Here is a 25,396-nt window from a genome sequence, read left to right on the forward strand (position 1 = left end):
GCTGTCGGCCGGATGCGGTCGATGTCTGTTCCGTGGAGGGGAACCGTGCTTCAGGAGTTCTCGTCGCGCTCCTTGTCCGCCTGTGAGAGGTCGCTGGCGGCCACGGAGCGGACCTCCTCGGAATCTCCGTCACGGGTGAGGTCGCCGGCTTCAGAGGCGACCCAGGCACTCGTCTCGCCGCCGCGGTCGTCGGACTGACGGAGAACGCTCGCTGCGACGGAGCGCTCCTCCTCGGTGGCGTTGGGATCGGACATGATGCGAGCGGCTTCGGATGCGCTGACCGAACCGGATTCTGAGGTGTTCTCGGACATGTGCTGACCTTTCTCGACTGTGGGGCGGAAACCCCCGTGGAGCTGTGGGTCGGACCCCTGTGGATGGGTGTTCAGTCTGGCATCGGCCAACTAGGGGAGTCCACAGCTTTGAGGCAATTCACATTGTTGAATGTGAAACAGTGGCGACCCCGGTCAGACGCACAGCGTGAGTGGACAGCGATGTGCCGTGGTCCCTCAGGGGTGGACGCGGATGAGGTGCTCGTTGGTGAACGCCCGCAGAGCCCATTCGGCGTTCTCGCGGCCATAGCCGGAGCGGTTGATGCCGCCGAAGGGGTATTCCGGTCCCGACTCCATGTGGGAGTTGACGAAGCTCATGCCCGCGTTGATCTTCGCGGCGAAGCGCTCGCCCTTCTCGAGGTCGTCCGTCCACACCGAGCTCATGAGCCCGTACTCGGAGTGGTTGGCGATCTCGAGGGCGTCCGCTTCATCCTTCGCCCGGTAGATCATCACGGCCGGACCGAAGAGCTCGTTGCATCCGAGGTCGGAGTCCGGGTCGATGTCGGTGAGCAGGGCCGGGGACATGAACCAGCCGGGACGGTCGAGCTTCTGCCCGCCCGTGTGCAGTGTCGCGCCGTTCTCGACGGCCTTCGCGATGCGCTCGACGATCTCATCTCGTGCGCTCTCGGAGGACAGCGGCCCCATCCCGACCTCGGGATCGTCGAACGTCGAGACCTTCGTCGCCTCGACGGCCTTCTTCGCCTCGGCGACGAATTCGTCGTAGAGCTCGTCGACGACGATGAAGCGCTTCGGGGAGGTGCACACCTGTCCGGCGTTCGTCAGGCGGATGCCGACGACCTTCTTCGCGAGTGCGGGAACGTCCGTGGAGTCGAGGACGACGAGGGGGTCGTTGCCGCCGAGTTCGAGGACTGAGCGCTTGAGGTACTTCGCCGCGATCCCCGCGACGGAGGCGCCGGCCGCTTCGGACCCGGTGAGGGAGAAGCCCTTGACCCGAGGATCCTTGAGGACCTCCTCGGCGTGGGAGCTGTCGAGGTAGATGTTCTGGTACACGCCTTCGGGCAGGCCCGCCTCGACGAGGAGGTCGGCGAAGTACTGCGAGGACACAGGACAGATCGAGGCCTGCTTCATGATGATCGCGTTGCCGACGACGAGGTTCGGGATGACGAAGCGGGCGATCTGGTTGTAGGGGAAGTTCCACGGCATGATGCCCAGCAGCACGCCGAGCGGATCGTGGCGGACGTAGCTGCGGGCGGCGCCGGCGGAGGGCAGTTCAGTGGGGTTGAGGTATTTGTGGGCGTGGTCGGCGAACCAGCGGGCCGTGCGGGCGACCTTGTCCACCTCGGCGAGGCCCTGCTGCTTCGGCTTGCCCATCTCACGGCCGATGATGTCGGTCATCTCATCGGCGTTCTCATCGACGAGGTCGGCGAACCGTCGGAGGATCGCCGAGCGTTCGATGAGGGGTGTGTCCTTCCACGACTCAAAGGCGGTGTGGCCGCGGTCGATGTAGCCAGGGATCTCCTCGACGGGGACCGAGGGGAACTCCTCCTCGACTTCGCCGGTGTTGGCATTGGTGAGTGCGAACTTGCTCATGGACGATCCTTTCGCGATGGAGGTGGGGACCTCGGTGAGGCGGTGTCCGCAACGAGGGCGGACTCCCCGTCTGGACTCCTCGGTGGAAATCCTCGTTGAGACTCCCCTTTCGAGGGTATGCCTGCTAAGGGAACACGGGGAGAGGGTGAGGAATTCCTGAAACGCCGCTTGTCGCATTCCTCGAACCTCGCCGAGGTGATCCCGGACAGACAGCGGCACCGGCCATTGTGCGGGGCTGGGGCTCCGAGGTCACTGCGGCGATGGAGCTCCGAGCTGAATGGGCAGGGCTCGTGGAACCGCCGCGGCGTGGGCCTCCAGTGACGACGATGGGGTTCCGCGGGGACGGTCGCGGGCATAGGGTGGGCGGCATGGAGAAAGTGAACGGAATCGGCGGATATTTCCTGCGTGCCAGCGATCCCGAGGCACTGTCGGCCTGGTACCAAGGCCGGCTCGGGGTCGACACCACCGAGGGGGTGTGGCGGCAAGAGGCGGGGCCGACCGTCGTGGCGGCGTTCGAGGCGGAGACGGACTACTTCGGCGAGCGTGCCGACGGGTTCGGGCGGCAGCAGACGATGCTCAACTTCCGGGTCGACGACCTCGACGCGATGCTCGAACAGCTCCAGGCCGCCGAGGCGGACGTCGACGACGAGATCCAGGAGATGGAGGGCATCGGCCGCTTCGGTTGGGTGACCGATCCCGAGGGCAACCGGATCGAACTGTGGGAGCCGGCGCCCGAGACGCTGGGGGATCCTGACGTGGAGGGCTGAGACCGTCACAAGTGGTTCAGTCGGAGCGGTCGGCTCAGCCGACGCCGGCGGTTCGGTCGCCGCTGGCACTTGACCCCTTCTGCCGGTGTACTCGTCACCGACGGTTGAATCCACCGCCGATCTCTGATTCCGCTGTCGTCGCCTGATTCCACTGCCGAGATCACATCAACGTCGACCGATGGATATCCGGTGAGTCCGGCATCGACTCCGCTCCGCCTTGCAGATGACTGTGCAGACACGTCGACACTTCGCGACAGCGTTCATCGGCGCAATGCGGTGCCTGTTTCCTCAGAACGGTGGTGGGTCGGTGACGGGGTCGTGGTCCCAGTTGATCACCGGGGGTGGCTGTCGGGTGAAGCTGGTGTCGTACTCCGTGACAGGACCGCGAGTCACGAATCCCGGTCCGGCGTTCGCGGTGGTTGGGTTCGCGGTCGTCGGGTTCGTGTTCGTGCTCGTCGCGCTGGGATCCGGCGGCGTGGTGTCGAGATTCGCTGTCGCGGGGTGTCCCGAGGTCGACGATGCGTCGACCTTGCTCTCCCAGGGAGCACGGGTATCGCTGTCGGGATCGACGGCCAAGGTCCAGGGGTCGATGCTCGGGGGCACTTGGGGAGTCGACGCGACGGAGGACTGACGGGTCGTTGTCCTGCGGGTAGGCGACGTCGTCGGGGTAGGCGAGGTTGTTGTCGGTGTCGAGTAGCCTGTCGGGGTTCTGCGGGGTTTCGGTTTCCGTCCACCCGTTTTCCGCCGTCGGGCTGGTTGGCGTTTGGTCTCGGTGGCGGCTCGGAGTCGTTTCGCCCGCTGGGCGATCGCGTGCTTGCGCTGTTGGGCCAGGGACCGGTGTCCGGTGATCGGTTCGACCGGCCCCAACGGGCAATGCCCGAGGGGTGGATCCGTCTCACACAGACTCCTCCCCGTACACCAGATCAACGACGACGACCGTGCTGACGTGCACCCTCGCTCAGCGTCTGTGGCAGCGAACGGGTCGCTTGTTCCTGGTGGCAGGGCCTTCATTCTCACCGGGTCATGCCCGGGAGGCAGACAGGCTGGGAAGACGGCGTGTTCCCAATCCATGGCGTGTTCGAGACGCAGACGTGCCCGTGCCGCATTCGATGCCTCGGTAGCCTCCCGCAGCGCTTGGTCACGGGCAGCGACTTCCGCGATCCGTCGCTGTTGTGCTCTGTGCTCCTTGACGTGTTCTCTCGTGGGTGGAACTTCAATGATTGCGGGTTCGTCCGGGACGTCATGGTCGGGGGTCACCCACCGGCATGGTCGCATCCGGGCCAGGTCGGCGAATGCCAGGGCGTGGTCGATGTCGATGGGTTGGTCAGGGGCCTCGATTGTGGTCATCAGCCCGTGGGGGAACTCGTAGGCGATCCGACTCGTTCCACTGCCCCGGTCGTTCATGTCCACGGCGTATCGGCGTGCGGTCTTCACCGCGTGGTGTTTCTTGCACAAGGGGTGGAGGTTGCCGAACTGGGTGAGCCCACCCCGGATCGGGTCGGTGTGGTTGAACGGGTCGACGTGATCGATCTCGGTCTTCTCCGCGGTTCTGGTGCAGCCGGGGAAGGTGCAGGTGGCCCATTGGTTGATCAGGGTCCGCCTGACGGGTTTCGGGATCGCGTAGGTCAGTGCTTGGGCGTCGAGTGGGGTGCCGGTGGCCGGGTCGGTGAGGATCCGGGTCAGTGTCGGGGCACCGGCGGCGATGCGACGGGCCGTCTCTGCCGGGATGGGGGACCCGTCAGCAAGGGTGCCGGGCAGGTTGGCGTCGCCGGTGAGGGTGAGGAAGGGGACGGTGACGATGACACCGGCCTGGTTGCGCATCGCCTCAGGCCCGGATTCCATGTCCACGAGGATGGCGTACTCGACCACCACCGGTTGGGGGCGGCCGTGGGGGAAGAACGATGCCCCAGGCGGGTAGGGGGACTCAATGGTGGTGGCTGCAGGGTCGGTTCCTCGTGGTTCGGTTCCGTCCGGTCCGGCATCCGTGTCTTCCCTGACTGCGGGGGTGAGGAGGTCGGTGAGTCCGGTGATGGTGGTGTCGTCATAGTGAAACCGGGGTTCCCCGTTCTCATCGAGGAGCGGGGTTTCACGGTGGGTTTCGATGCCGGTGATGGGGTCGAGTTCGCGGACTCGGATGGCCAGTTTCGGGTGGGGGCGGAGGAACATGTCGCACATGAGGGCGCTGATGGTGCGCTCGTCGATGATCTCGACCCCGGCGGGGAGGTTGAGGGTGCTGGTTTGGCCGTTGTGGATGGCTCTGGCCATGGCGTTCACGCGGGCGTAGGCGGCATGGATTTCATCAGCGGGGGCGGTGATGGACAGGCAGGCGGTGCCGTTGCCGAAGGTGTCGACGTCGACGCGGCGGCGCTGCGCGGCGATGTGGGACCGGTCGTCGGGGGTTTGGAGGAGGTGGATGAGTTTGCGCAGCCCGGTGCGCAGGGTGTCACTGGTGACATCGGCACGTCTGGTGGCTAGGTGCTGGTCGAGGCGGGGGAGGTGTTCGAGGGCCACTGTTTGGCAGAGGTCGGCGGCGGTGATCATGTGGGCGAGGGTGAACTCGCCGGAGCGGGCACGGGCGGTGAAGCGGGGGAGTCCGTGGATGAGGGTCACAGCTTGGGTGAGGTGGCGGTAGGTGCGGGCGGTGGTGGTGCCGAGGATCGTGGAGATCGCCCCGAGGTGCTCGGTGGCCACGTGGTCATGGACCCACGCTGAGAAGGTCGTGTCCGGGGTGTATCCGGGGAAGTCGGGCAGGTCCTGGATTGTGGGGTGTTCGATCGTCGAGTCTGCCGGTGCTGAAAGCCGGGGTGATCCTGATTCGTCAGCGGGGACGGGGACGTGACCGGAATCTGCGGGTGCGGAAGGGGCAGTGTTCGATGTGGCGTCGGCTGATTCAGGTCGGGTAGGGGCATCGTTTGCGACGTGGCTGGAGTCCGGTTGTCCGTTGTGTCGGTTGAGGGTTTCGGCGATGGTGGCGAACCGGTAAGGGGACCCGTCGGTGGGGGTGGGGTGGTCATGGTCGTGGATGATCTCGGCGAGGATGTGGCCGGCGGTGAGTTCGAAGACGGTGAGGTGGGCGAGGTCGACGGTGGTGGAGGCGGTGGCGAGGTCGGTGAGGTTCGATCCCAGGTGCAGGGTGTAGCGCGACGAAGCGACCGGGCCGGGGGTGCCCGTGCCGGGGTCGTCGGGTCCGCTGAGATCAGCGGTGGTGTCGCGCATGGTGTGTCACCTGTCTCTGACGTCGTTGTCGGGGAAGAGCGGTGCAACGGTGGAGGGGAATCGGGTCGTACGGAATGGGAATGGCGGTTGTGGTTGTGGGTGTGAGGGGGTGTGTGGGTGGTCTCCTGGTCGTTGATAGTGGTCTGTGTGTTGTTGTGTTTATATGGTGGCAGACGGCACTGACACGAGATTCGGACATGGGCCGATATCCGCTGTCGTCCGCCGCAATCGGTGCCGGTCGGCGGTATCGACCGTCAGTACAGGTTCGCGGGCAGCACAGATGCGAGGGCAGCACAGGTTCGGGGGCAGTGCTGGCTTGGGGACACTCCTGACATCGGGCAGTCCTGACTTCGGAGCGCATTGCGCGCACCTCCCACCGCCTCAGCGACGAGGTCGCCCTCGTGCAACCAGGAGCACGTACTCGGCAAGGCGCTGCCGTTCAACCGAGCATGTTCAACTTCTACCGAGCATGTTCAACCCGGACTTGCCCTTCTGCCTAGTGGGCAAGAGGCCGATCCTGTACACACATTCTGAGCATTAACCGGCACGTGCACCGCCCGGACCGTGGTCACTCGGCCTTGCCGGCCGCCCCGCAGGAGGAGGTGTTTCGGTCGGGGTCACCGTCCGTCGGGTTCGGCGCGGTCTCGGCCCCCACCTCGGCGATCTGACGCTGCCGCCATGCCCGCTCCCCGCGGATGGCCACGGCGGCGACGCCGAGGGCGGCCAGAGCAAGGAGGATCGCGACGACGACCGGGGCGCGGAAGCCCCACCCGAGCGCGATGACCGCAGCCCCGGCGGCAGGACCGAGGGCGTTGCCGACATTGAACGCGGAGGTATTCACGCTCGCGGCCAGGGTCGGCGCCTCGGTCGCGATCTGGAACACTCGGGCATTGAGGGCACCGGCGATCGAGAAGCCGCTCGCTCCGATGAGGACGATGACGACGATTGCCGCCCATCCGACACCGGCGACGAGCCACAGGGCGAAGAGGCTGAGCGCAAGCGCCGTGAGGCTGCCGACGATGTTGCCGAAGACGGTGCGGTCGGCGAGCCGTCCACCGACGACGACCCCGATGAAGGCGCCGATGCCGAAGGCGGCGAGCACGCCCGGGACGAAGTCATGCGGGATTCCTGCGATCTGCGTGAGCAGCGGGGAGAAGTAGGAGAACGCCGCGAACACGGACGCCTGGAAGAGCGCCGTCGTGGACAGCGCGAGCCAGATCCGCGGTCCCCGGAACGCCGCGAGTTCGGCCCGCACCAGGGTCGGGAGGTGGACTGCGGAACGGTCGGCCGCCTCGGCGGCGGAGTCCCGATCCGCACTCGGCCGGGTCATCACGGCGATGAGGACGGCGGCAGCCGCGGTGACGATCGCGATCGCCCAGAAGGTGGCCCGCCAGCCGAACTGCGCACCGATCCACGCCCCCATGGGCACGCCGACGAGGTTGGCGACGGTGAGGCCGCCGACGAGGCTTGCCAGCGCTCGGCCGCGGACCTGAACTGGGGCGATGCGGGTCGTGTGGACGGCGGCGACCGCCCAGAATCCGCCGCACGCGACGGCGGAGAGGACGCGGCTGAGCATGAGGATCGGATAGTTCGGGGCCAGCGCGCCGAGGATGTGGAGGGCGGAGAACGCGACGATCGTGATGATCATCGTCGCCCGCCTGGGCAGTCGCAGGGTCAGCAGAGCCATCGCCGGTGCCCCGACGATCATGCCGACGGCGAATCCCGTGATGAGGAGGCCTGCTTGGGGGATCGAGATGCCGAGGTCGGCGCTGATCGGCTCGAGCAGGCCGGCGATCATGAACTCCGAAGTGCCGAGGCAGAAGATCGCGGCGGCGAGCAGGTAGACCTGGGCCGGGACTCGGGGTCGGGTGGATGAATCGTCGGTCGCCGAGGTGGTCGTGCCGGTGGTCGATGACGTCATGAGCTCAGGTCCCCTCGTCTGGGTGGTGTCGCGTGTGGGTTGTCTCGTCTGGATGGTTGTCGTGCGGACGGTGGCGGAAGTGTGTGCGATGGCTGCGGAAGCGCGTGCGGTGTCGGTGCCGTGCGTGGTGGGCTCGGAGCCTCAGAACGTTTCGGCCCCGGCCGGGGTGCACAGAGCGGCGACGAAGGTGCGGGCTTGGGCGTCGACATCTTCGGCGGGCATGACACGGGCGGAGACCCGGAGTCCCGCGAGGACGCTCTGGACGAGTTCGCCCGTCGACTTCGGGTCGAGCTCCGAGCGCAGGTGACCTTCCGCCTGACCGCGGGCGATGAGGGTCCGGTAGGTCTCGAGCCACGCGGCCCGGTCGGGATCGAGGATCGTGCAGACGGCGTCGACCTCGCGTCCGAGCTCGGCGGCCGTGTTCGCCGACAGGCAGCCGATCCGCTTCTCGTCCGCGCACTGTTGCGCCAGCTCCCCGCCGAGGCGCTCGAAGAGGAGCGCGGGAGCGGGCCGGTCGCTGGTGAGCAGGTGCTCGCGCGCCGGGATGCCGGTCGCCGTGTAGTCCCGCAGGGCCCGGAGGAAGACCGCGTCGAGGCTGTCAAAGGTGTTGTAGAAGCTCGAGCGGCCGATGTTCGCCCGCTCGCACACGAGACCGACATCGGTGCCCGTGTACCCGTGTTCGCTGAACACGGCGATCGCGGCGTCGATCACCGCCTGCTCGTCGAACGTCTTCTTCCGGCCCATGCCTCGACCCTAAGGCATATTGGACAGATGTGTCCAATAAAATTTCAGTGAGTTTTCGTCACAGGGGTATGGGGCGTAGCCTGACAGCAGGCGTCGTCGACGGCGAAGAGGGCCTGACAACGGGTCCGGGACGGCTGGGTCCACACGACCGGGCCGGTCCGGGACAGAGCGGGCCGGTCCGGGACAGAGCGGGCCCAGGTCGGGGCGACACCGAGAGGGAACGGTCGAGGACAGAGGTCCGGGACCGTGGCCAGACCAGGGTTGGCTCCTATGAAGCAGGCCGAGACACGAGGAGGAGATTCGACGATGAGTTCGCTCAGCGAGGCGGAGAAGCAGCAGCTGCGAGACGATGATGCGAACTGGAAGTTCGGACTCCTCTATTTCTGTCCGCGCGATCCCGGATTCCTCGTCCCCAAGCGCGTCGGCATCGGGTGGACGGTCAACTTCGGCAGCGTGTGGACGCTCGTCGTCCTCGTCGTCCTCATCGCCGTGATCGTCTGGGGCGTCGTGTTCTGAGTCGTCGTGTTCTGAGTCGTCGTGTTCTGCGGCACCCGTGTGCGCATCGAGCGCGCCCTGTCAGCGCCGCGAGGAGAGGACGCAGAACTCGTTGCCCTCGGGATCGGCGAGGACGACCCACGGTTCGTCCCCGGTCTGCCCGACTTCGACCCGGCGCGCTCCGAGGTCGAGGAGGCGGGCCACCTCGGCGGCCTGATCGGCGGGACGGAAGTCCGGGTGGAGGCGATTCTTCACGGACTTCGCGTTCGTGTCGCGCCCGAATAGCAGGCCGGGCAGGCGATCGGGGCTCTCCCTGATCTCGATCTCGTCCTTGCTCTCATCGACGACGACCCAGCCGAGCGCCTCGGCCCACCACCGGCCGAGAGCGTGCGGATCAGCGGCATCGACGACGATCTGCTCCCACGTCAGGTCCATGGTCACAGCGTAGGCGACGGACCGGGACTAGCCGCCGGTGAGGACGTGCTCGAGGACGGCGGCCTCGCTGATCTCGACGTCCTTCGAGGCGGTGAGCAGGGTGAGCGTGCCCTTCCGTGCGAAGTCGCGCAGGGTCGCGAACGCCTCGGCGTGTTCGTCGTCGTCGAGTTCATCACGGTAGCGGCGGGAGAACTCGTCGAACTTCGCGGGATCGTGGCCGTACCACTTCCGCAGGTCGGTCGAGGGGGCGACGTCCTTGAGCCACTCGGTGAGGTCGGCGCGCTCCTTGCTCACCCCGCGCGGCCACAGACGATCGACGAGGACGCGTGCGCCGTCGTCGGGACTCGGATCCTCGTAGATCCGCTTGACCCGGATCGCGCTCGTCTCGGTCATGGCGCTCCTCGCTCTCGTCGGTTTCTGGGTCTGCCGGGGTTTCTGAGTCTGCCAGGGTTTCTGGGACTGGCAGATTCGTCGTCGTCGGTGCCGGTTCGTCGTCGGTACAGGTCCGCCGTCATCGGTGCAGGTTCGTCAACGCTGGTGCCGGTCAGTCTAGCCACCGGCCACGAGATCCATCCACCACTGGGCCGGAGACGAGAGCGCCCCCACACCGGACCGGCGTCCACCTGCGACGATGCCGTCGTCGGCGATCGTCGGTGCGCAGATCAACTGCGCGCGGATGACTTCAGCCGGTGTCAATGTCGAAGCCGTGTTCTCCGCGTATACTGACCGACCAAGGACGATTGTCGTTCGGCTCACACTCCTCCGTGGGCCGCGGAACAGGAGACGGATCAGTGACTTTCCAGTACGCATCACCCCCGAGCGCAGTCAGCCCCCAGCACGTCCTCGAACCGCCGGCACCGTCGGCCGTCTTCGTCGTCGTCACCGTCAAACCGGGTGCCGAGGACGCCATCCGGGAGTTCCTCGGCGGGATCGGCGGGGTCATCCGCGCCGTCGGCTTCCGCGCGAAGGCCGCGAACCTCTCGTGTGTCACCGGCATCGGCGCCGATCTCTGGGATCGTCTCTACCCCGAGAAGCGACCGGCCAAGCTCCACCCATTCAAAGAGCTGCGCGGCGGCACCCACGTCGCACCCTCGACGCCCGGTGACCTTCTCTTCCACATCCGCTCCCAGCGCACCGACATGAGCTTCGAGCTCGCCCGGCAGCTCATCAACCAGATCTCCGAGTCCGTCGACGTCGTCGACGAGGTCCACGCCTTCCGCTACTTCGACCAGCGCGACATCCTCGGCTTCGTCGACGGCACCGCGAACCCCGAGGACCAGCTCGCCGTCGACTCGGTCTTCGTCGGCGACGATGACCCCGACTTCGCCGGCAGCAGCTACGTCATCGTCCAGAAGTACATCCACGACCTCCCGAAGTGGAACTCGATCACCGTCGAGGATCAGCAGGCGGCGTTCGGTCGCCACAAGCTCTCCGACATGGAGTTCCCCGACAAGGACAAGGCCCCCGACTCGCACATCGTCCTCAACACGATCACCGGGCCCGATGGCAAGGAACGCAAGATCGTGCGCGACAACATGGTCTTCGGCTCCGTCGAATCCGGGGACTTCGGCACGTACTTCATCGGCTACGCCGCCGACCCCGAGGTCACGGAGACGATGCTCGAACACATGTTCTTGGGCCACGGCGACGCCACCCACGACCGGATCCTCGACTTCTCGACAGCCCTGACCGGCGGCCTGTTCTTCGTCCCGACGCAGGACTTCCTCGACGATCCGACCTCGGTGCTCGGTTCGAACTCGCGGGGCGCGACCACGCAGAGCTCGAGCGCACAGGGTTCGAGCCCGGAGAACACGAACGCGCAGGGCTGAGGCTCGGATCCTCGGATCCAGCGGCAAGGAGCGTGATCGGCGATGACCGAGATCCCCACCGTCCGCCGGCTCCTCCCCGGAGCGACTGACGGCGGAACCCCGGACCTCAGCCTGCCCGAGGCCTTCGCGTTCCCCGCCGACGCCCGGTCACCCGCCGACGCGCAGTCGTGGGTCCGCGCCGTCTTCGTCGCCTCGGTCGACGGTGCCGCGACCGTCTCCGGGCGCGCCGGCGGGCTCGGCAACGCCGTCGACCGCGCGGTCTTCGCGCTCAACCGTGCGCTTGCCGACGTCATCCTCGTCGGAGCCGACACCGCCCGCACCGAGGAGTACGGTCCGGCCGAGGACGACTCCCGCTGGCGCGGGCTCAGGGAGGGCCGCAGCCCGACCGCGCCCATCGCCGTCGTCACCGACAGCCTCGCCCTCGACTTCTCCTCCCCGCTCTTCGTCGACGCCCCCGCATGGGCGCGCACGATCGTCCTCACGAGCGAATCCTCCCCCGCCGAGGCGAGGGCGAAGGCCGCTGAAGTCGCCGAGGTGATCGTCGCCGGAGCCGACACCGTCGACCTCACGCTCGCGCTCGCCGCACTGCGGGAACGGGGCTTCGAACGCATCGTCTGCGAGGGCGGACCGAGCGTCTTCGCCGAACTCGTCCGCGCCGGCTGCGCCGACGAGCTCTGCCTCACCCGTTCGCCCGAGATCGTCGGCGGTCAGGGCACCCGCATCGTCCACGGCCCGGCCCTCGATCCCCCGGTCCCCCTCGACCTCGCCGAGGTGCTCGCCACCGACGACGGGTACCTCTACCTCCTCTACCGCTTCGAACGGAGCTGACGATGACGCAGATCCCCGACGTCCCGCCGACCGACCCTCCAGCCTCGCCCCCACCCGCGGACACCGTCCGTCCCCAACCGGCGCGCGGCGCGGAGATCGGTGCGCTCATCGGCGGGGCGTTCGGCCTCGTCTTCCTCGTCGTCAACAGCTCAGGCTTCTCGACGGTCGGTCGGATCATGGTCCTCGTCGTCGGGATCCTCGCCTTCGCAGCGATCCTCTTCCTCGCCTTCCGCAGCTATGGTCGCAGGCGGGGATCCCCGCAGGCCGGAACCGCGAAGGCGTTCGGCACGAGCTTCTGGATCATCGTCGCCGTCGAAGCCCTCGCGCTCTTCGGCGGGACGAAGCTGCTCGCAGGGCTCGGGTACCCGGAGCTCGGCGTCGCGTGGGTCTCGGTCGTCGTCGGGTCCCACTTCTTCGCCCTCGGCCACGTGTTCGGACTCCGCCGCTTCCATCTCCTCGCCGGGGTCGTCACGCTCTGCGGGATCGCCGGGTTCATCGCGTTCTTCATCCCGGCACCCGCCTTCATCCCGGTGCTCGCCGGGGTCATCCCCGGATTCGTCCTCCTCGCCTTCGGCCTCTGGGCGCTCGCCCCGGTCGACGCGCAAGGCTGAGGCCGGGGAAACCCGCTCCCCGGCCCCACCTGAGCCAGCCGCTACTCCCCAGCACCACCTCGGCGGCGGATGCGGACACGGGGTTCGGGCATCTCGGGTGCGGTGACCGCGGGGGTCTCCTCGAGGCGGGCGAGCACCTCGGCGATCGCCCGGTCGAGCTGCGGATCGGCCTCGGCGAAGAGCTGCGAGGGATCGTGCTCGACCTCGATGTCCGGGTCGACGCCGTGGTTCTCCACCTCCCACTCCTTGCCCTCGAGCCAGAACGCATACCGCGGCTGGGTGACCTTCGTCCCGTCGACGAGCTCATAGCGGCCGTCGATGCCGACGACCCCGCCCCACGTGCGCACCCCGATGACCGGTCCGATGCCCTTCGCCTGGACCCGGGCGTTGATGATGTCCCCGTCGGAGCCGGAGAACTCGTTGGCGAGGAAGACGACCGGCCCGCGGCGCGTGTTCTCCGGATCCGGGACCATCTCGTCGTACGACCGGGTGGCGCTCCACGCGATGACGCGGTCGGCGAGGCGCTCGGCGACGAGGGCGCTCGTGTGCCCGCCCCGGTTGAACCGGACGTCGGCGATGACGCCGTCGGCGGCCATCGCCTGCCGGATGTCGCGGTGCAGCTGTGCCCAGCCGCCGGCCATCATGTCGGGGATGTGGACGTAGCCGAGCCTGCCGCCCGTCGCCTCCCTGACGTACTCGCGCCGCGAGCGCACCCAGTCCTGATAGCGCAGCTTCTCCTCGGACTTCACCGGCACGACCGCGACCGTGCGCTCCCTGCGCCCGGTGCGCAGCGTGAGCTCGACGATCTGGTCGGCTGCCCCGACGAGCAGCGGCGCGGGACCGAGGTCCTCATCGACGCTCTGCCCGTCCACGGCGACGATGACGTCCCCGGGCTGCGCCCCGACACCGGCCTGACGCAGCGGCGACCGTGCCGCCGGCTCACTCGTCTCACCGGGGAGGATGCGGACGATCTCCCAGCCCTTGTCGGTGCGGGCGAGATCCGCGCCGAGGAAGCCGAGCCGTTTCGACTCATCGCCGAGCGGCTCGGCCGGGGTGACGTAGGCATGGGAGGTGTTGAGCTCGCCCACGGTCTCCCAGAGGATGTCGACGAGGTCGTCGTGGGTGAGCGCCTTCGCCGCGACCTGGCGCCACCGCAGGGTCACCCCCTGCCAGTCGACGCCGTTCATGTCGGCCCGCCAGTAGTGGTCGCGCATGATCCGGGCGTTCTCCTCGAACATCTGCAGCCACTCGGCCCGCTGGTCGAGTTCGAAGCGCAGCCGCGCGAGGTCGACGGTCACGGACTCGTCGTCATCGGCCTCGACTTTCCGGTTCGCGGGGCGCACGGTGACGTCGTCGCCGTCGGTGACGACGATGAGCTTTCCGTCGCCGCTCACCCGATAGTCGTCGGCCTTGTCGACGACGGTGACGAGCTTGCGCTTGGCGAAGTCGAAGTACTGGACCTGCTCGCGCGGCTTGTCCCCCGTGACACCCGCGTACCGGTCGCCGAGCTCGCCGTCCTCGGCATCGCCCTTGCGCATCCACAGCACCCCGCCGTCGGCGGACTCGAGGTCCCGGAAGACTCCGGAGGACACGGGGAACGGGACGATCCGCTCCTCGGCGCCGTCGAGGTCGGGCTCGACCGTGCTCACGGTGTCCTTTCCGGACTTCTTCTGGCCCTTCTCGCTCTCCTCGGTGAGCTCGCTGATCGCCCATCCGGCGGTGCTCGGGCCGAAGGGTGCGGGGTCGGTGGCCGAGAGCGGCAGCAGCCACGGCCTCGTCACCCCGTTGAAGGAGAGGTCGAAGGAATGCTGGTTGTACGCGGGATCGAAGGTCCGGTCGGAGAGGAACGCGACGTACTTCCCGTCGCGCGTGAACGCGGGGGAGAAGTCGTTGAACCGCCCCGTCGTCAGCGGCTTTCCCTCCTCATCCGAGCGCACCTCGGTGATCATCAGCCGGTTGAGATCCCCCTCGCCCTGCGTCGGCTGCGCCCAGACGAGGTACCTCCCGTCGGGGGAGAAGCGCGGACTCGTCGCCTCTCCGAAGCCGGAATGGCCGACGACACGGCTGCCGCCGCCGGCGACCTCGACGAGGCGGACCGTCCCGTCGTGGGAGATCGTCGCGAGGATCCGTCCCGCGGGATCGGCGGACATGTGGAGGACGCGTCCGAGAGCCCCGGCCCCGATCCGCCGAGGCGGTTTCGACCCGGAGGTCTCCCGGACCTCGATCGCATCCTCGCCGTCGACGTCGGTGACGTAGGCGACCGCGCCGGTCTGCCCGAGGACGACGGGTTCACGCACCCGCACGGCCGACTCGGCCGCCAGCGCCCTGGCCGGCCCCTCGCGGTGGGCGAGCCAGAACGCCTTCCCCCGCCATTCGATCGCCGAGGCATTGCCGCCGTGGTCAGGGGCGATGGCACCGACCCCGGAATCGGCTGTGAGCGAGCGCGACTGCACCTGCGTGCCCGGGAGGGTGACGTCGAGGGTGCGGACCTGCCCGTCGAGGGAGTCGAGGACCTTGATCTCGCCGCGGGAGTGCCACACGATCCTTCTGCCGTCGGTCGTCGCATCGCGGACGTACCCGTCGGCCTCGGTCTGGTGGGTGAGCTGACGGGGCTCGCCGAGGTTGTCACCTGTTGCCGTGGCCAGTCCGTCCCAGATCCACAGGTTCGCCTGCTCGTCGGCATCGTTGGGGAACGTCGCGGCCCGGTCGGAGGTGAAGACGAGTGAGTCGCCGACCCACAGCGGATCGCTCAGCGGCGCGGCCTCGTCGCGCAGCAGCCGCTGCCACTGCGTCCCCGCCCCGTCGGCGTCGCCGGCCCGATCGAGCCACAGCCTCGGCGCGGTGCCTCCGCGGTAGCGCTTCCAATGGGCCGGGGGACGACTGTACGGCGTCGAGAGCGCCGTGGCACCCGAGTGGTGACGGGCGAACCCGGATGCGCGACCCCACGTGAGGCGCTCGACCTCACCACCCAGGCCCACGCGCTTGACGACATGGTCGCGGACCTCGGCTTCGCCCGCGTTCGAACCGATGAGGATGTGTGAATCGTCCTCCCACCCGAGCATCGTCGTCGCGGTCCCGCCGAGCCAGGTGAGCCGGCGCAGGGCACCGGTCGCCACCTCGGCGAGCATGAGCTCGGGATGACCGTCGCGGTGGGAGACGTACGCGACGTGGGAGCCGTCCGGGGAGAATCGCGGACTGCGGGCCGGAGCACGATCGGCGGTGAGCCGCCATGCCCGGCCGCCTGCGGTCGGCACGAGCCAGACGTCGTCGTCGGCGATGAAGGCGATGAGATCGCCGCTGATGTGGGGGTACCTGAGATAAGTCACGTGATCCACATTACAGCCGATGAGCGGCGTGCACGGACCGGTGCCGCGGGTCGGGTCGGCGCGAATAGAATGAGGACATGCCGACGCTCACCTCTCTGCTCACCGACCGGTTCGCCGCTGCCCTCTCTGCCGCCTTCGGGGAGGACTTCGCCGACCGCGATCCCGTCATCAGGAGCTCGCAGTTCGCCGACTTCCAGGCCAACGTCGCCCTCCCGCTGGCGAAGGAGCTCGGGGCCAAGCCGCGGGAGGTCGCCGGGCAGATCGTCGAGCACCTCGACCTCGCAGGAGTCTGTCAGCCCCCGGAGATCTCCGGTCCCGGGTTCATCAACCTCACGTTCCTCCCCGAGTTCCTCGCAGGCGTCCTCGAGGCCGAGGACGCGACCGCCGTCGACGCACCTTCGGACCCGCAGCGGATCGTCATCGACTACTCGGCGCCGAACGTCGCGAAGGAGATGCACGTCGGGCACCTGCGCACCACCGTCGTCGGCGATGCGCTCGCCCGCACCCACGAATTCCTCGGCAACACCGTCATCCGGCAGAACCACATCGGCGACTGGGGCACCCCCTTCGGCATGCTCATCGAGCACCTCCTCGACGTCGGCATCGACTCGGAGACCGCGCAGACGATCGCCGAGGACCCCAACGCCTTCTACCAGGCCGCCCGGGCGAAGTTCGACGCGGATGAGGACTTCGCGACCCGCGCCCGCACCCGGGTCGTCGCCCTCCAGGGTGGGGACGCACAGACCCTCGAACTCTGGGAGCGACTCGTCGGCTACTCCCGGGAGTACTTCAACCACATCTACTCCCTCCTCGACGTCACCCTCCGAGATGCCGACCTCGCCGGGGAGAGCACGTACAACGACGATCTCGAAGCGGTCTGCGACGACCTCGAGGCCCAGGGCTTGGCCCGGATGAGCGACGGGGCGCTGTGCGTGTTCCCCGAGGGCTACACCGGCCGGGACGGGCAGCCGCTGCCGCTCATCATCCGCAAGTCCGACGGCGGCTACGGCTATGCGACGACCGACCTCGCCGCGGTCCGCCGCCGCGCCCAGGTCCTTCACGCCGACCGCGTCCTCTACGTCGTCGGCGCCCCGCAGGCCCTCCACTTCGAGATGGTCTTCGCGACCGCCCGGGCCGCCGGCTGGGTGCCGGAGGACATGGTCCTCGAGCACGTGAAGATCGGCAATGTCCTCGGCTCCGACGGGAAGATCCTCCGCACCCGCTCGGGCAAGCCGCTGCGTCTGGCCGAACTCCTCGACGAGGCGATCGCCCGCGCCAAGGTCACCCTCGAGGAGTCGAACGTCGAGTTCAGCCCCGAGGAGGCCAATGAGGTCGCCCGCATCGTCGGCATCGGCGCGGTCAAGTACGCCGACCTCTCCGTCGCCCACGACACCTCGTACACCTTCGACCTCGACCGGATGCTCGCGCCCATCGGCAACACCGCGCCCTACCTCCAGTACGCCGGCGCCCGGATCCGCTCGATCCTGCGCAGGGCTGCCGCTGAGGACATCACGTTCGCCGACTCCCCGATCCACCTCGGCGAGCAGTCCGAACGTGAGCTGGCGCTCGCGATCCTCGGGTTCCCCGATGCCCTCGCCGAGGTGGCCGCCGGCTCCCAGCCGCACCGGATGGCGACGTACCTCTTCGACCTCGCGCAGGCGTTCACGACGTTCTACGAGCAGTGCCCAGTGCTCACGGCGGCGACGCCTGAGCTGCGGGCCTCCCGCCTGCGGCTGAGCGCGACCGTGCTCTCCGTCCTCGAGGCGGGACTGAGCGTCCTCGGCATCCGCGTGCCCGAGAGGATGTGACGGGCACGCTGCGTCCCGCGATGCTCCCGTGGATCGTCGCGGGCATCGTCGTCCTCGCGCTCAACCTGCGCACCCCGATCATCGCCCCGACCGCGGTGCTCGGCGACATCCGTGCGGACACCGGACTGAGTGCGGCCGGGGCGGGCCTCCTCACGGGTCTGCCCGTCCTCCTCTTCGCCCTCGCCACGCCGCTGGCGAGTAAGACGATCCGCCGCCTCGGCGCGGAGACGACGGTGCTCATGTGCCTGTCGGGCGTGCTGCTCGGCACGGTGCTGCGTTCGGTCGGGCCGACCTGGCTCATCCTGTTCGGCACCGGCATCATCGGACTCGCGATCACCCTCGGCAACATCGTCGTGCCCGTGATCATCCGCCGCGAGGTCCCGTGGAACCAGGTCGGCATGGTCACCGGGCTCTACTCGGCGATGATGAACGTCGGCTCGATGGTCACCCTCATCGGCACCGGGCCGCTCGCGGCCCTCGTCGGCTGGCGGTGGGCGATCGGTCTGTGGGCGGTCCTCGCGCTCCTCGGCCTCGGTTACTGGATGATCCTCATCCGCACCCGGATCCGCCGCACGCCGGTCGACGGCGCTGCCGGGGACACTGCCGGCGCCGAGGCGGGTGCCCCGACCCCAGCGGAGGCGAAACGGCCCTGGCGGGAGGTCTCCCCGGAGTTCCGGCGCATCGTCGTCCTCCTCGTCATCACCTTCTCCGGGCAGTCGATCGCGTACTACACGACGACGACGTGGCTGCCCTCGATCCTCGCGGACACCGCACGCCTCGACCCGGCGCTCGCCGGCGGCACCGCCTCCCTCTTCCAGGTCTCGGCCATCGTCGGCGCCTTCGGCGTGCCCCTGCTCGCCGCGCGGTCGCGGCCGTGGGTGCCCGTGGCGATCGTCGCCGCCCTCTGGCTCTCCCTGCCTCTCGGCATGCTCACAGCCCCCGATGCGTACGTCGTCTGGGCGGTCACCGGCGGCATCGCCCAGGGCGGCGGGTTCACCGCGATCCTCTCGATCATCGCCCGCACCGCCGGCAGCGACAGGGAGACGGCATCCGGCTCGGCGCGGGTGCAGGGCGGCGGCTACCTCGCCGCGACCGTGGCCCCGCCGTTCGCGGGCTGGCTCGCCACGGTCACCCACGGCTGGGTCGTCCCGCAGCTCCTCGTGCTGGCAGCGACCCTGTCCTTCACCGTCGCCGGTCTCCTCGCGGCCCGGATCGCCGGACGGATGGGTCCGCGCCGGCTCGCCTGAGGACTGTCCGCGCTGAGCATCGAGGTCGCTGCGCACCCCGCCCTCGTCACTGTGACACGGCTCACGTAGAGTGAGACCCACGTCGCCCCGATCCGAGGAGAATGATGTCAGCCGAGGTCCTATCCGCCCTGTCCGACGCCCTGCCCGCCGAGGCGATCGTCACCGACCCCGATTCGATGGACGCCTATCGGTGGGATCGCGCGAACGACCCTGATGCGGGCATGCCGCTGGCCATCGTCCGCGCGACCTCGACCGAGGACGTCCAGACCGTCGTCCGCATCGCCGCGGCCGCAAAGATCCCCGTCGTCCCCCGAGGCGCCGGCTCCGGCCTCTCGGGCGGCAGCTCCGCGGTCGAGGGCGGCATCATCGTCTGCCTCGACCGGATGAGGGAGATCGCCGTCGACCCGGCGACCCGCATCGCCGTCGTCCAACCGGGGGCCTTCAACGCCGAGGTCAAGGCCGCGGCCGCCGAGCACGGCCTGTGGTACCCGCCGGACCCCTCGTCGTACGAGTTCTGCTCGATCGGCGGCAACGTCGCGACGAACGCGGGCGGGCTCTGCTGCGTCAAGTACGGGGTGACGACGGACTACGTGCTCGGGATGACGGTCGTGCTCGCCGACGGCCGCGCCGTCGAGCTCGGCGGGCCCCGCGTCAAGGACGTCGCGGGGCTGTCCCTGACGAAGCTCTTCGTCGGCAGCGAGGGCACTCTCGGCATCATCACCGAGGTGACCCTGCGCCTCATCCCCGCGCAGCTGCCGCCGACGACCCTCGTCGCCACGTTCCCCACCCTCGAGGGAGCGACCCAGACCGTCCTCGACATCTGCGCGCAGATGCGCCTGTCGATGCTCGAGTTCATGGATCGCGCCTCGATCAATGCCGTCGAGGACGAGCTGCGGATGGGCCTCGACCGGGAGGCCGCAGGCATGCTCGTCATCCAGTCCGACGAACCCGGCGAGTATGCGTCCGGACAGATCGCGACCGTCGAGGAGCTCTGTGCGAAGAACGGGGCGAGCGAGGTCTATGCGACCGACGACGCCGACGAGGGGGAGGCCTTCGTCACCGCCCGGCGGATGGCGATCCCCGCGGTCGAGAAGAAGGGCACCCTCCTGCTCGAGGACGTCGGCGTGCCGCTGCCCCGCCTCGGCGATCTCGTCGTCGGGATCGAGCGGATCGCCGAGGACCGCGACGTCCTCATCTCCGTCATCGCCCACGCCGGGGACGGCAACACCCATCCGCTGCTCATCGTCGACCCCACGGACGCCGAACAGCGGGCGCGGGCTGACATCGCCTACGGCGAGGTGATGGACTTGGCGACCTCACTCGGCGGGACGATCACCGGCGAGCACGGGGTGGGACGGCTGAAGAAGCCGTGGCTGGCCGACTATCTCGGCGCCGATGTCATGGAGCTCAACCACCGGATCAAGGCCGCGCTCGACCCGGACAACATCCTCAATCCGGGCGCCGTGTACTGAGGCGTGCCCCGGCTGGGGACGGGACGCTCTCCGGCTGCGGCCGGACAGCACAGAGGCGGCCACCCGAACGGGTGGCCGCCTCTGTGCTGTCCGGCGACGGTCGGTGCGCCTCAGTGCTTGGCGTTGGTGTCTTTCGCGTCGCCGGCCGCGGGGTTCGGAGTCGCGGGCTTCGGCGCGGTCGTCGGCTTCGGAGCCGGGGTGGCATCCGTCTTCGACTCGGGCACCGGAGCCTGCGAGACCGTGGGCGTCGTGCCCTGGCGCGAGGCTGGGGTCGAGCCGACGGGGCGGGCGTCAGCGGGACGGTTGTTCGGCAGCGGGGTCGACCAGGGATCCTCGACCGGCTGGGCCTTCTTCCACACGTAGTAGCCGATGCCGGCGGCCGAGCCGATGACGAGCGTCCACACGAGGGCCTTCTTGCTCGTGTTCGACTTCTGTGCGGTCTCCTTCTGGATCCGCTTGCCGGCATTGGCGAGGGCCTTGCGGGCCTTCTTCATCGCCTTCTTGTCACCGGTGAGGCGCACAGCGAGGTTGTCGATGAGCTGCGGGGTCTCCATCGCCGCGAGCGAGGCGGCAGCCGTTCCGGCGACCTTCCCGGCCCTCTCCGTGGCTTCGGGGCGGTACGCCTCGATCCGGTCGGCGATGTCGTGGACCTGACGGTTGGCCTTCTCGGCCAGAGCCTCGACCTGCGGACGGGCCTTCTCCGTGAAGACACCGACCTGCTCATTCGCCCTGTCGGCTGCCTCGCGGAGCTTGGGCGCCGCCGCATCCGACGCGTCGGCCAGGAACCGGAGCGACGTCTTCTTCGCGGAATCGAGCTTCGACGCGAGCGGCTTCCGAGCTGGTTTCTTCGACATGAACATTCCCAATCCTCCGGGTCAGGGGCAACTGATCACTCCCCAGTCTACGGCCTGGCCCGGGGGCGCACGCCACCTCAGGGCCAGGAATTTGCCTGCGGATACGCTGGCAGAGTCGTACAAACCCACCTTGATGGAACCGCAGACCTGTGTGCGGCATGGAAGAATGAGGGCATGTCTACAGTTGCAACGAACACAGCGGTCCTGCACACCAACCACGGCGACATCACGATCAACCTCTTCGGCAACCACGCTCCGAAGACGGTCGCCAACTTCGTCGAGCTGGCCACGGGTGAGCGCGAGTTCACCGATCCCCAGACCGGTGAGCCGACGAAGCGCCCCTTCTACGACGGCGTCGGCTTCCACCGCATCATCTCGAACTTCATGATCCAGGGCGGTGACCCGCTCGGCACCGGCACCGGCGGTCCCGGATACGTCTTCGACGACGAGATCCACCCCGAACTCCAGTTCGACAAGAAGTACCTGCTCGCGATGGCCAATGCCGGCAAGCAGATGGGCCGCGGCACCAACGGCTCGCAGTTCTTCATCACCACCGCTGAGACCCCGTGGCTCAACGGCAAGCACACGATCTTCGGTGAGGTCGCCGACGAGGCCTCGCAGAAGGTCGTCGACGAGATCGAAGGCGTGCGCACGGGGGCGATGGACAAGCCCGTCGAGCCGGTCGTCATCGAATCCGTCGAGATCAAGGACGCCTGAGCACCAGTACGATGGTGCCATGAGCACACCAGAACAGGGCCCGGCCAGGGAATCAGGCCGGGCCCTGTCCGTGTCCATCCCCCTGGTGACACGGACGATCATGATCGTCACGGGACTGTCGTTCCTCCTCCAGCTGCTGCCGGGACTCGACCTCATCCACCGGCTGAGCTTCGTCCCCGCTCTCACCCTCGACCAGCCGTGGCGCCTCCTCACCGTCGCCCTCGTCCACGAGCAGCCCTCTCCCATCCATCTGCTCGCGAACATGATCGGGCTCTTCTTCTTCGGCTCGTTCGTCGAGCGGGCGCTCGGGCGGTGGCGCTTCCTTGCGGTCTACCTCCTCGGCGCGATCGGCGGCTCCGTCATGGTCCTCCTCCTCGCCGAACCGTGGAGCCGGGACTGGGTGACGAACAACATCGGCGCCTCGGGTGCCGTGTTCGCGATCATCGGCGTCCTCCTCGTCCCGACGAAGCGCCTCGACCGCAACATCACCGGTGTCGTCCTCTTCGTCGTCCTCAACTTCGGCTACGGGTTCCTCGTCGAGGGAGTCTCGTGGGAGGCCCACCTCGGCGGGTTGCTCACCGGCTTCGTCCTCGGTTGCGCGGCGCTGCTCGTCAAGCCTCAGCGCTCGACCCTCGTGTTCTGGCTCGTCGCCGCCGGCCTCGTCGTCCTCATGGCCGTCGCTGCCGTCGTCAAGACGCTCGCCGCCGGCCCGGCACCGGGACTCTGAGAGGCGGTCACCTGAGAGCTGGGTCGGGGACGTTCTCCGTGGCTCCGAGAACTGCAGGCGATGTGCCTCCCGGCACTGCATCTGTGCTTTGTCCACAGGGGTTATCCACACGGTGGAAAACTTACACGCGTGTGTTTCCCCAGGTCACAGAGGTGAAAAAAGTTATGCACAGGACAGAGTCGTGGCTTGGGTATAACTCAGAAGTCGACGAAACCCTCCACCTGCCCGTGTGATCGGGGCGAGTGGAGGGTTGCGTGGTGAGCGACAGCGTGGCGGCGGCGCAGCTGCGCGGCGCTACCGCCAGCGGGTGGACATGATGAGGCCCGCGACGAAGAACGCGAAGCCGATGAGGATGTTCCAGTTGCCCCAGGCCTCGACGGGGAAGGCGCCCTGGGTGATGTAGAACGTCACGAGCCAGATGAGGCCGACGAGGAGGAGGCCGATGAGGACGGGGAGGAACCAGCGCGGGTTCGGCTTGATCGTCTGCTGACCGGCCTCGGAGGTGTAGCTCGCCGTCTTCCGGCCCTGCGAGCGCTTGGCGGGATTCCCCGAGCGCGAGGTCCGCTTCGCCGCGGCCTTCTTCCCGCCCTTTGAATCCTTGGTCTTCGCGGAGTCAGCCTTCGCGTCCTTGTCTTTGGAGACCCTGTCCTTCGAGTCCCTGTCCTTCGAGTCCTTCGCCGTGCCCTCGGACTTCTTCTCGTCCTTCGCCGAGGCGGCTGCGTCGTCGTCAGTGTCCGTCTCTTCAGCGTCGGTGTCCTCGTCCGCGCCGGTCTCGGTGACCTCGATCTCCGTGACCTCGACCGTCTCGGTGCCTCCCGTGGCGTCGGTCTCGGTGACCTCGACGTCGGTCTCCTCGACGACGGCCGCGTCGTCGGTCGTCGACTCGGGCTTCGCCGTGGTGCGCGAGGTGCGCTGAGGGCGCGAGGTCCGTCCTTTGGACTTGGCCACGTGAACTCCTTCGACAGCGAACCCGGGCGGGTCGCCGATGCTCTGGTCGGGGATGATCGCACCCAGTCTACTCGGGAGGCGAGCATGCGCGAAAAACCTCGCCTGCGCCTCGGTGCCCGCAGGCGACGCCACGACGGCGCCCGGAGTCAGCGGCTTCGGCACTGCGCGCGGGAGGCTCAGAGTCAGCTGTGTGCGAAGCCGAGACGAGCTGTGAAGGGGACACCGCGTCACGTTCATGCGATAAAGTTCTGTAGGGTGTCCCCGCTCGATCACTGGTCGAGCCCCGGATTGCAAAGGTCATAGGCACGGTGCAGAAGTGGTGAACAGTCTCTCCTCGGGTAGCGAATCGTCTTCGAGACCCACCATTCGCGCGGCGCAGCGACGCCAGCCCGCCCCGCAGCCCATCGACCCGGGCCCGGCGACGGAGCCGATGCGCACCGATGCGACCGCCTCCTCCGGCCAGGGTGAGAGCGCCTCCCGCGGACCGGGAGACACCGCCGCAGCGGGTGGCTACGACGCGCCCCTGCCGAGCCGCCGCGAACTGCGCCGTCGGGAAGCCGAAGCCGCCGGTGCCGCCCCCGCGTCCTACTCCGATGCCCCGCCCCTCGGCGACGGCCCTGCGACCCAGGCGATGCCGGCGCAGTACACGGCCGCCCAGTACACCGCTCCCCAGTACAGCCAGCCCCAGCACCCCCGGCCCCAGACCGGCTATGCGGAGGGCGTCCCGGCCACAGCGGCACAGGGCGCGGTCGCGGCAGGCGAGCCCCACCTCGGCGGGGGAGGCGGCTCCGGACGGGGCGGAGGGGGCCGGAGGAAGCAGCCGCCGCAGCGTCAGCCGCTCGGCCCGATCCGCGGAACGATCCGCACCTTCGGCGAACTCTGCATCACCGCCGGTCTCGTCCTCATCCTCTTCGTCGCGTGGCAGCTGTGGTGGACGGACATCGAAGCCGACCGCGACAACGAGGTCCTCGCCGACCAGCTGACGAAGGACTGGGCGAACCAGGACCCGAACAAACTGCCCGCGGACCCCGACGAACCCGTCGTCGCGGAACCGGTGGAGAAGAACACGGCGTTCGGGATCTTCTACATCCCGCGCTTCGGCGACGACTACTACCGCACTCTCGCCGAGGGCGTCGACCTCGAACCCGTCCTCAACCGGATGGGCGTGGGCCGCTACCCGAACTCGGCGATGCCCGGGGAGGTCGGCAACTTCTCCGTCGCCGGCCACCGCGTCACGTACGGCAAGCCGTTCAACCAGATCGCGAAGCTGCGGCCCGGCGATGAGATCGTCGTCCAGACGAAGGACGGGTTCTACACGTACACGTTCCGCAACTTCGACATCATCCTCCCCGACGCCGTCGAGGTCCTCGCCCCCGTGCCCGACCAGCCCGAGTACAAGGGCAAGGACCGGATCCTCACGCTCACCGCGTGCAACCCGATGTTCTCCGCCCGCGAGCGCTACATCGCCTACGCCGAACTCACGGAGTGGACCCCGGCCTCCGAGGGTGCGCCCGACTCGATCAAGGACTCGAAGGCCTACGAAAAGGTCAGCAAGAACGGTGGTGCCTGAC

General features: G+C 68.3%; 22 protein-coding genes. 11 read left to right on the forward strand and 11 right to left on the reverse strand.

From position 1 onward, the window contains the following. Nucleotides 1-50 precede the first annotated feature (50 nt). Complete coding sequence (locus ACQ1RG_RS04530) at nt 51-311, reverse strand: hypothetical protein (RefSeq protein WP_009381251.1); 261 nt, start codon at nt 309-311, stop codon at nt 51-53. Nucleotides 312-506: 195 nt separating this feature from the next. Next, nucleotides 507-1,880 carry an NAD-dependent succinate-semialdehyde dehydrogenase gene (locus tag ACQ1RG_RS04535; protein ID WP_009381250.1) on the reverse strand — a complete coding sequence of 458 codons (1,374 nt, stop codon included), beginning with the start codon at nt 1,878-1,880 and terminating at the stop codon, nt 507-509. 368 nt (nt 1,881-2,248) lie between these two features. Between ACQ1RG_RS04535 and ACQ1RG_RS04540 the strand changes: the two genes are divergently transcribed. Next, nucleotides 2,249-2,647 (forward strand): VOC family protein, encoded by a 399-nt coding sequence (locus ACQ1RG_RS04540; RefSeq protein ID WP_063250783.1) that lies wholly within the window; start codon nt 2,249-2,251, stop codon nt 2,645-2,647. A 288-nt stretch (nt 2,648-2,935) separates the two neighbouring features. Here the strand turns inward: ACQ1RG_RS04540 and ACQ1RG_RS04545 are convergent, their stop codons facing one another. The 3 genes from ACQ1RG_RS04545 to ACQ1RG_RS04555 all read right to left on the reverse strand — a co-directional run bounded on the left by ACQ1RG_RS04545 (nt 2,936) and on the right by ACQ1RG_RS04555 (nt 8,528). Then, entirely contained in the window at nt 2,936-5,863 is a 2,928-nt protein-coding gene (locus ACQ1RG_RS04545) for an HNH endonuclease signature motif containing protein (protein WP_430600585.1), read from the reverse strand. Nucleotides 5,864-6,431: 568 nt separating this feature from the next. Beyond that, nucleotides 6,432-7,784: a Cmx/CmrA family chloramphenicol efflux MFS transporter gene (locus tag ACQ1RG_RS04550; RefSeq protein ID WP_430600586.1), complete on the reverse strand. Its 1,353-nt coding sequence runs from the start codon at nt 7,782-7,784 to the stop codon at nt 6,432-6,434. Between the two features lie 141 nt (nt 7,785-7,925). Continuing rightward, nucleotides 7,926-8,528, reverse strand: coding sequence for a TetR/AcrR family transcriptional regulator (locus tag ACQ1RG_RS04555; protein WP_063248792.1), 603 nt, complete (start codon nt 8,526-8,528; stop codon nt 7,926-7,928). Between the two features lie 306 nt (nt 8,529-8,834). Here ACQ1RG_RS04555 and ACQ1RG_RS04560 point away from each other — a divergent pair, with 306 nt between their 5' ends. Further along, nucleotides 8,835-9,044, forward strand: a complete 210-nt coding sequence (locus tag ACQ1RG_RS04560) for a DUF5808 domain-containing protein (RefSeq protein WP_009379855.1) — start codon at nt 8,835-8,837, stop codon at nt 9,042-9,044. Nucleotides 9,045-9,104: 60 nt separating this feature from the next. Here ACQ1RG_RS04560 and ACQ1RG_RS04565 read toward each other — a convergent pair whose 3' ends face one another. From ACQ1RG_RS04565 to ACQ1RG_RS04575, 3 genes are all read right to left on the reverse strand, one after another. Further along, entirely contained in the window at nt 9,105-9,458 is a 354-nt protein-coding gene (locus ACQ1RG_RS04565) for a VOC family protein (protein WP_430600588.1), read from the reverse strand. 27 nt (nt 9,459-9,485) lie between these two features. Next, on the reverse strand, nt 9,486-9,851 hold the full coding sequence (locus tag ACQ1RG_RS04570; protein WP_167560330.1) for a DUF488 domain-containing protein: 366 nt from the start codon (nt 9,849-9,851) through the stop codon (nt 9,486-9,488). Nucleotides 9,852-10,007: 156 nt separating this feature from the next. After that, nucleotides 10,008-10,154 carry a hypothetical protein gene (locus ACQ1RG_RS04575; protein ID WP_201671842.1) on the reverse strand — a complete coding sequence of 49 codons (147 nt, stop codon included), beginning with the start codon at nt 10,152-10,154 and terminating at the stop codon, nt 10,008-10,010. 95 nt (nt 10,155-10,249) lie between these two features. Here ACQ1RG_RS04575 and ACQ1RG_RS04580 point away from each other — a divergent pair, with 95 nt between their 5' ends. The 3 genes from ACQ1RG_RS04580 to ACQ1RG_RS04590 are packed head-to-tail and all read left to right on the forward strand — an operon-like array spanning nt 10,250 to nt 12,726. After that, complete coding sequence (locus ACQ1RG_RS04580) at nt 10,250-11,287, forward strand: Dyp-type peroxidase (protein WP_009379852.1); 1,038 nt, start codon at nt 10,250-10,252, stop codon at nt 11,285-11,287. Nucleotides 11,288-11,329: 42 nt separating this feature from the next. Next, nucleotides 11,330-12,115, forward strand: a complete 786-nt coding sequence (locus tag ACQ1RG_RS04585; protein WP_009379851.1) for a pyrimidine reductase family protein — start codon at nt 11,330-11,332, stop codon at nt 12,113-12,115. Between the two features lie 2 nt (nt 12,116-12,117). Then, complete coding sequence (locus ACQ1RG_RS04590; RefSeq protein ID WP_430600591.1) at nt 12,118-12,726, forward strand: hypothetical protein; 609 nt, start codon at nt 12,118-12,120, stop codon at nt 12,724-12,726. A gap of 41 nt (nt 12,727-12,767) precedes the next feature. Here ACQ1RG_RS04590 and ACQ1RG_RS04595 read toward each other — a convergent pair whose 3' ends face one another. Further along, nucleotides 12,768-16,052 carry a S41 family peptidase gene (locus ACQ1RG_RS04595; RefSeq protein ID WP_430600593.1) on the reverse strand — a complete coding sequence of 1,095 codons (3,285 nt, stop codon included), beginning with the start codon at nt 16,050-16,052 and terminating at the stop codon, nt 12,768-12,770. Between the two features lie 77 nt (nt 16,053-16,129). Between ACQ1RG_RS04595 and argS the strand changes: the two genes are divergently transcribed. The 3 genes from argS (at nt 16,130) to ACQ1RG_RS04610 (ending at nt 20,579) form a co-directional block, all read left to right on the forward strand. Continuing rightward, on the forward strand, nt 16,130-17,860 hold the full coding sequence (gene argS, locus ACQ1RG_RS04600) for an arginine--tRNA ligase (RefSeq protein WP_201671837.1): 1,731 nt from the start codon (nt 16,130-16,132) through the stop codon (nt 17,858-17,860). Further along, nucleotides 17,857-19,107: a CynX/NimT family MFS transporter gene (locus ACQ1RG_RS04605; RefSeq protein WP_223289830.1), complete on the forward strand. Its 1,251-nt coding sequence runs from the start codon at nt 17,857-17,859 to the stop codon at nt 19,105-19,107. The genes argS and ACQ1RG_RS04605 overlap by 4 nt, the downstream gene beginning before the upstream one ends. A gap of 104 nt (nt 19,108-19,211) precedes the next feature. After that, entirely contained in the window at nt 19,212-20,579 is a 1,368-nt protein-coding gene (locus ACQ1RG_RS04610) for an FAD-binding oxidoreductase (protein ID WP_009379842.1), read from the forward strand. A gap of 110 nt (nt 20,580-20,689) precedes the next feature. On the opposite strand, the gene ACQ1RG_RS04615 is transcribed toward ACQ1RG_RS04610, so the two are convergent. Further along, a complete protein-coding gene (locus ACQ1RG_RS04615; protein WP_197464152.1) occupies nt 20,690-21,433 on the reverse strand; it encodes a hypothetical protein in 744 nt (247 codons plus the stop codon). Nucleotides 21,434-21,607: 174 nt separating this feature from the next. Between ACQ1RG_RS04615 and ACQ1RG_RS04620 the strand changes: the two genes are divergently transcribed. Together ACQ1RG_RS04620 and ACQ1RG_RS04625 are read left to right on the forward strand one after the other, a co-directional pair. Beyond that, nucleotides 21,608-22,150 carry a peptidylprolyl isomerase gene (locus tag ACQ1RG_RS04620; protein ID WP_009379838.1) on the forward strand — a complete coding sequence of 181 codons (543 nt, stop codon included), beginning with the start codon at nt 21,608-21,610 and terminating at the stop codon, nt 22,148-22,150. A 19-nt stretch (nt 22,151-22,169) separates the two neighbouring features. Next, nucleotides 22,170-22,877: a rhomboid family intramembrane serine protease gene (locus ACQ1RG_RS04625; protein WP_227006994.1), complete on the forward strand. Its 708-nt coding sequence runs from the start codon at nt 22,170-22,172 to the stop codon at nt 22,875-22,877. A 294-nt stretch (nt 22,878-23,171) separates the two neighbouring features. Here the strand turns inward: ACQ1RG_RS04625 and ACQ1RG_RS04630 are convergent, their stop codons facing one another. Continuing rightward, nucleotides 23,172-23,825: a cell division protein CrgA gene (locus tag ACQ1RG_RS04630; protein WP_063248786.1), complete on the reverse strand. Its 654-nt coding sequence runs from the start codon at nt 23,823-23,825 to the stop codon at nt 23,172-23,174. Between the two features lie 430 nt (nt 23,826-24,255). Here ACQ1RG_RS04630 and ACQ1RG_RS04635 point away from each other — a divergent pair, with 430 nt between their 5' ends. Further along, nucleotides 24,256-25,395, forward strand: a complete 1,140-nt coding sequence (locus tag ACQ1RG_RS04635) for a class E sortase (RefSeq protein WP_009379832.1) — start codon at nt 24,256-24,258, stop codon at nt 25,393-25,395. The last annotated feature ends 1 nt before the right edge of the window (nt 25,396 follow it).

Origin of the sequence: Brevibacterium sp. K72, from assembly GCF_050562175.1 — a bacterium.
In the GTDB taxonomy this organism is placed as follows: domain Bacteria; phylum Actinomycetota; class Actinomycetes; order Actinomycetales; family Brevibacteriaceae; genus Brevibacterium; species Brevibacterium casei.